At 43.8% G+C, this 5,102-nt stretch carries 5 protein-coding genes; 3 read left to right on the forward strand and 2 right to left on the reverse strand.

Going from position 1 to position 5,102, the window contains the following annotated elements:
* Positions 1–135: 135 nt before the first annotated feature.
* Positions 136–918 (reverse strand): HIRAN domain-containing protein, encoded by a 783-nt coding sequence (locus tag AACX33_RS04685; RefSeq protein ID WP_227789438.1) that lies wholly within the window; start codon positions 916–918, stop codon positions 136–138.
* Entirely contained in the window at positions 915–1,841 is a 927-nt protein-coding gene (locus AACX33_RS04690; protein WP_227789439.1) for a HipA-like protein, read from the reverse strand. The genes AACX33_RS04685 and AACX33_RS04690 overlap by 4 nt, the downstream gene beginning before the upstream one ends.
* A gap of 229 nt (positions 1,842–2,070) precedes the next feature.
* Here AACX33_RS04690 and AACX33_RS04695 point away from each other — a divergent pair, with 229 nt between their 5' ends.
* From AACX33_RS04695 to AACX33_RS04705, 3 genes are all read left to right on the forward strand, one after another.
* A complete protein-coding gene (locus tag AACX33_RS04695) occupies positions 2,071–2,841 on the forward strand; it encodes a ParA family protein (RefSeq protein ID WP_227789440.1) in 771 nt (256 codons plus the stop codon).
* A complete protein-coding gene (locus tag AACX33_RS04700) occupies positions 2,838–4,043 on the forward strand; it encodes a ParB/RepB/Spo0J family partition protein (RefSeq protein ID WP_445253290.1) in 1,206 nt (401 codons plus the stop codon). The genes AACX33_RS04695 and AACX33_RS04700 overlap by 4 nt, the downstream gene beginning before the upstream one ends.
* A gap of 41 nt (positions 4,044–4,084) precedes the next feature.
* The coding region (locus AACX33_RS04705) for an AAA domain-containing protein (RefSeq protein ID WP_227789441.1) at positions 4,085–5,102 on the forward strand (1,018 nt) is incomplete at its 3' end.

Raw genomic sequence — 5,102 nt, forward strand, 5'->3', positions numbered from 1 at the left:
CTGGTTGCAATTATTTTGAGTCTGTTTGCAATTAATTTGAGCCGAAGTGCAATCTTATTTGCAATTAATGTGAGCCACAAATTGTTTTGTTTGCAAGCCGGAGCGTTTATGTTTGCGAGCCGCAACAGATATGCTTTAAGAAGGAGAAAGCAGGGATGCTGTAGCAACATCTTCCTTGATGAGCGGCTGATACTCTTCACCAGAAAAGGGGCGAAAGTCATCTTTACACTGCGCGGTTATATTACACAGCAACCGAAACTGGAGTGGTGTAGGTGGTAGATTTACACGCTCTACACGCAGGTCTACTGAATTGGGATCTCGTCTGAGCAGTTCAAAAACTTCGCTTCTTAAATAACGTGGGCAATACCCTACAATAAAGTGATCTTCCGTGTTGAGAGTTAACGCCTGGGAATCGTAGGAGTTTTGAAATTCGTGAGCTAACCACAACTTCTCTCCAACCTCGAAGTGATTAATCCGTTCAACTGCACATTTAGGCAAGTGTCGCAGTGCATGGGCGAAAAAGTGCAGCTGATATCGCCCTTCTTCATCTGGCTCTGGACACGGAAAGACAGTGAGACTATCTGTTTCCCGTTGTCCACCACTACGGGCTAAGATTGCCAGTGGTGAATCTTCATGCTCTGGAATATTCAGCCATTGCAGGAAACTTGCGTAATCAGGGCGTGAACGAGGTAACAACCGATTAGAAAAGACCGGGAATAATTGGGTTGATGTATATACTTGATTTAAGTGAGGGAAGGAAGATAAAGGTTCAAAATAGCACTTCTGTTGTGCCTCTTTCACGCCTTGGGTGTAGACAAACTTGTACTCAGTACCATCAAAGGTCAACCGACCAATGGGAAACCAGAAGCGACTGTTAGGGTCTTGCCAAGCTAAAAATAGTGTTTGAGGTGTCTTCACTTTAGTGATTCCCTTAATTTAAGCAGCCTGTTTTGGTTGAATTCAAGAATCTTCTGTGCAAACTCAACGGTAATGGTTGAAATGCGTTCTTTATTAATTCGACTAAAAATTAAGAGCGTATTCGTTCTTGAGATGCTTTCAAGACGCTCCAGCCATACATGGGCAGCTTGGGGATAACGATGGGCAACTCGGTGAAATACATCAAAAGTCTTAAGGGGCTTTTTGTCTTCAACACTGCCATAGAAAGCAGAATAACATTTATTTGCGTATGCCTCTATTGAGCGTTTTTGTCTCTGTTCATCAGAGAGATCACGTCCCAAACATGAGGCGTGGTCATAGGTTGGTGCTAAGTGTACCGTTTCTGCTGTGGTAGATGTCGCCTTATTTCGGACAAAACCCCAGTTTTCATGGTGTCGATCTCCGTTGCCAATCCACGCATCTAACATAAGATAGCCAACAAACACTTCCACAGCTTTTTGGATACCGCTCGGTGCTGTCCAAGCCATAGGGAGACTCATGCAATCTGCTTCAATAACTCTCAGCACAATATCAATTGTATGTTGTTTATTGCCGTAGGTTGCAAATGTGGGGTAGTCTGGCACAATTGGAGTCAAAATTTCGTTGCCATGAACAAGTGTTCCTCCTGGTGGCAAAAAGTAGGGTGAAACTACGCCTCGATTATCTGACCAAGTTTGTGCTAAATGATAATTAGCATGAGGTAATCCTAGAAGCTCAGACAACTCTGACGCTACTTTCTCTGCCCAATCTTCTCCTAAATTTTGCTTGACTTGCTTATACAGGCAACGACCAAGTTCTTCATGCTGAAACCAAAACTTATACTTGCTCCCCATCATCTCTTTACTGGAAAGCTCATAGTGTGCTTCAGTCACAAAAATGACAGGAAATTCAGGAGCGGGCTTCATTAGGGCTTTTACAATAAATATTTTGCATCTGGATTAAGCATAGCCTGTTGATTCGTGTTCCTACTGCCAATTCCCAGGCTATAAACTTTATCAACAAGTTCTATAAAGTCTACTACTGAAATTCTTATCGTAGGTAAGGCTTGTCTTGATCTGATACACTTCAATAAACTGGAAACAAAAACCGAGCCGATTGACCCAACGTCAACGTATCTTCTAGGAACCAAAGCCAGTGTCAACATCTGACTCTCCATGCCGCATTATTGCCCTGTTTAATCAGGCGGGTGGTGTCGCCAAATCGACACTGACCCAAAACTTGGGATACCACCTCGCACAACGAGAACACCGCGTCCTCCTCATCGACATCGACCCCCAAGCCAGCTTAACCAAATTCATGGGGGTAGTGCCATCTCAGTTACAAAAAACCATTGCTGATGCCATTATCGATGAGCAGCCCTTACCAATTCATGAAGGCATTCACGGTATGGACTTGGTTCCAGCTAACCGAGTCCTGAGTGGAGCCGAAATGCAGTTAGTCAGTGCAGCTATGCGTGACTTGCGCCTCAAGGAAGCTATTGAACCTGTTCTAGATGAATACGATTTCATCCTTATAGATTGTCCCCCCAGTTTAGGATTACTTTCTTACATTTCCTTAGTTGCGGCTACACACGTCCTCGTCCCCATTGAAACCCATCTCAAAGCTTTCGAGGGAACCGATGAACTGTTACAAACTATTACCCACGTTAAAAATAAAGCCAACCGCAAAATTCAAATAGCTGGGTTTATTCCTACGCGGTATGCTCAACAGAATTCAGCCGATAAACGCGCATTAGCAGCTATCCAAACACAACTGTTAGCTTGGGGTCGGATATTTCCCCCCATTCCCAGAGCTACGGCTTTTGTCGATGCTACAGAAGAACGTGCGCCTCTAGCAGTGTTTGACCCTAAACATTCTATAGTCGCTATCCTTAAAGAAATTGCTTTTGCTTTGGAGGCTTTGTGATTAGACGCAAGCAAACTGAAAAACCCTTTGGGGGTCAAATTACCACCCCACCCCCAGCACCTTGGTTAGACTCACAGTCGGGAAATACAGCAGGTGCTACTGAAACTACTATCAAGCTTAAAGATATTCGTCTGCCTGAGCAGCAACCCCGGCGATACTTTGATCCACAAGCATTAAAAGAATTAGTCTCGTCAGTTAAACAGCATGGCATTCTCCAACCTCTGTTGGTGCGTCCTGTGGCGGAAGGTCAATACGAATTGGTGGCAGGAGAACGACGCTATCGGGCAGCTACAGAGGTGGGACTAGAAAATGTGCCTGTGGTTGTGCGTGAGCTAACTGATGACCAAGCGTTTCAGTTGGCTTTGATTGAAAACCTGCAACGAGAAGACTTGAATCCTGTTGAGGAGACTGAAGGGATTTTGTACCTGTTGGCTATCCGACTTGGGTGTGATGCGGAATCTGTCAAATCCCTGCTGTATCGGATGAAGAACGCCCAGAACAAAGGGGGACAGGACTCAAAAGACTCATTAAATGAATCTAGGAGAAACTTTTCTCCTAACTCAGATCATGAGGCGGAATCTGGGGAAAACTTTTCTTTGAACTCGGATGTGTCAAAAAAATCTAGGAGAAACGTTTCTCCTAAAGGAGATCATGAGGCAGAAGCTGAAGAAAACTTTTCTTTGAACTCAGATGAGTCAATGGAATCTAAGAGCAGCATTTCTCCTAAGTCAGATGAATCGAAAAAATCTAGGAGAAACGTTTCTCCTAACTTAGATAATGAACAATTTCCCACGGTAAAAGAGGTGTTTGAAAGCCTGGGAATGATGAATTGGCTATCGTTCACCACAAAGCGTTTACCTTTGCTCAATCTGCCATCTGAGATTTTAATGGCACTGCGCTCTGGTCAGTTGGAATATACCAAAGCCCAAGCCCTGGCACGAGTAAAAGATGATGAACTGCGAAAACAACTTTTATCGGAGGCGATAGCTAAGGACTGGTCTTTAAGCCAAATCAAGGAACAAATCCCAGCCAGCACTTCGGCTGAATCACCCGACTCATCTAAAGCATCCAACCAAATACCGGAACAACTCAAAAATATCACCCAGCGCATTAAGAAGCGTCAGCTTTGGAAAGAACCTCGCAAGCAAAAACAGCTAGTAAACCTTTTAAACAAACTGGAAGCGTTACTGGGTGATGAGTAATTTAGCACGAGTTGCTGTGTTATCAGGGGGGAGAAACGGAGATGGCAGAAAGGTTACAGATTCGAGAATTACTCAATGCTTGGTTAGATTTTATTAAAGTCGAAAATTTGAGTAATGCCAAAGTAGAATCTGCCGATTCGGAGCAACCCAATATCTGGGAGTCTGGGGTAAATCTAATCGGTGATAAATTATTGCTTGATGAGTCTTTATTCAAGGAACTCAAGGAACCGTTTAAAAGCTCAAAGAAAAAAGTTCAACCAAAATTACCATCAATTGCTGTAGCTTTCCCGCAGATTTATGAGATTGAAACGAATCGCCGTCAATTTCGCCCGTTGTTTACCATCGATATTTCTCCTATCTTTGCAGGCAATTATCGTGCTGGGGGATGGGATTTAACTGATTACGAGTTTCAGCCTGTTATTCCCAATTTGATGCAGTGGTATGGGTTGGAGGAAGAAGGGGCTGAGGAGTTAGTTACTAGGGAAGGGTTGAAGGTGTTTCTGGAAACTACTTTTAATCGTCCTTTTAAGACGCTACAGGATTTTATGGGACTGATTGAATTACCAGCCTTTCCTGTGCGGTCGAAACTTCTGCCCTATCTATTGGACTTTGACTACTTTCCTTTCAATTACAATCTTAAAAAAGATTTTCTGAAAATTAGCGACCAGCGAAACTGGAATTGGGCAAAACCCGGACATCCGGCTTATGAATACTTGTTTGGAGAACCACTTGCACCTGAGCATGACATCCTATTTTTAGGTGCTTTGACTCACTCGCCGCCGGATGATTATCAAGCACTTGCTTTGAAACATTCCCAGTCAAATCCCATTACTGCTGTGATTGGCCCACCGGGGAATGGCAAGACTACTTTGTTGTTACATAAGATAGCGCAGCAAGTGGTACGTCGTGCTGTGGCATTAGCACGAACGGGTGAAGATGAAAGTAATTTAACTTTGGTTACTAGCACTAATAACCATGCTGTCAAAAATGTTGAGGAACTTTTAGCCAACCATTTCTCTCTTGACCAAGCCCCGTTGGGGCGGGGTGTAGGGTTTGGGG

This window comes from Nodularia sp. LEGE 04288 (assembly GCF_963896525.1).
In the GTDB taxonomy this organism is placed as follows: Bacteria; Cyanobacteriota; Cyanobacteriia; order Cyanobacteriales; family Nostocaceae; genus Nodularia.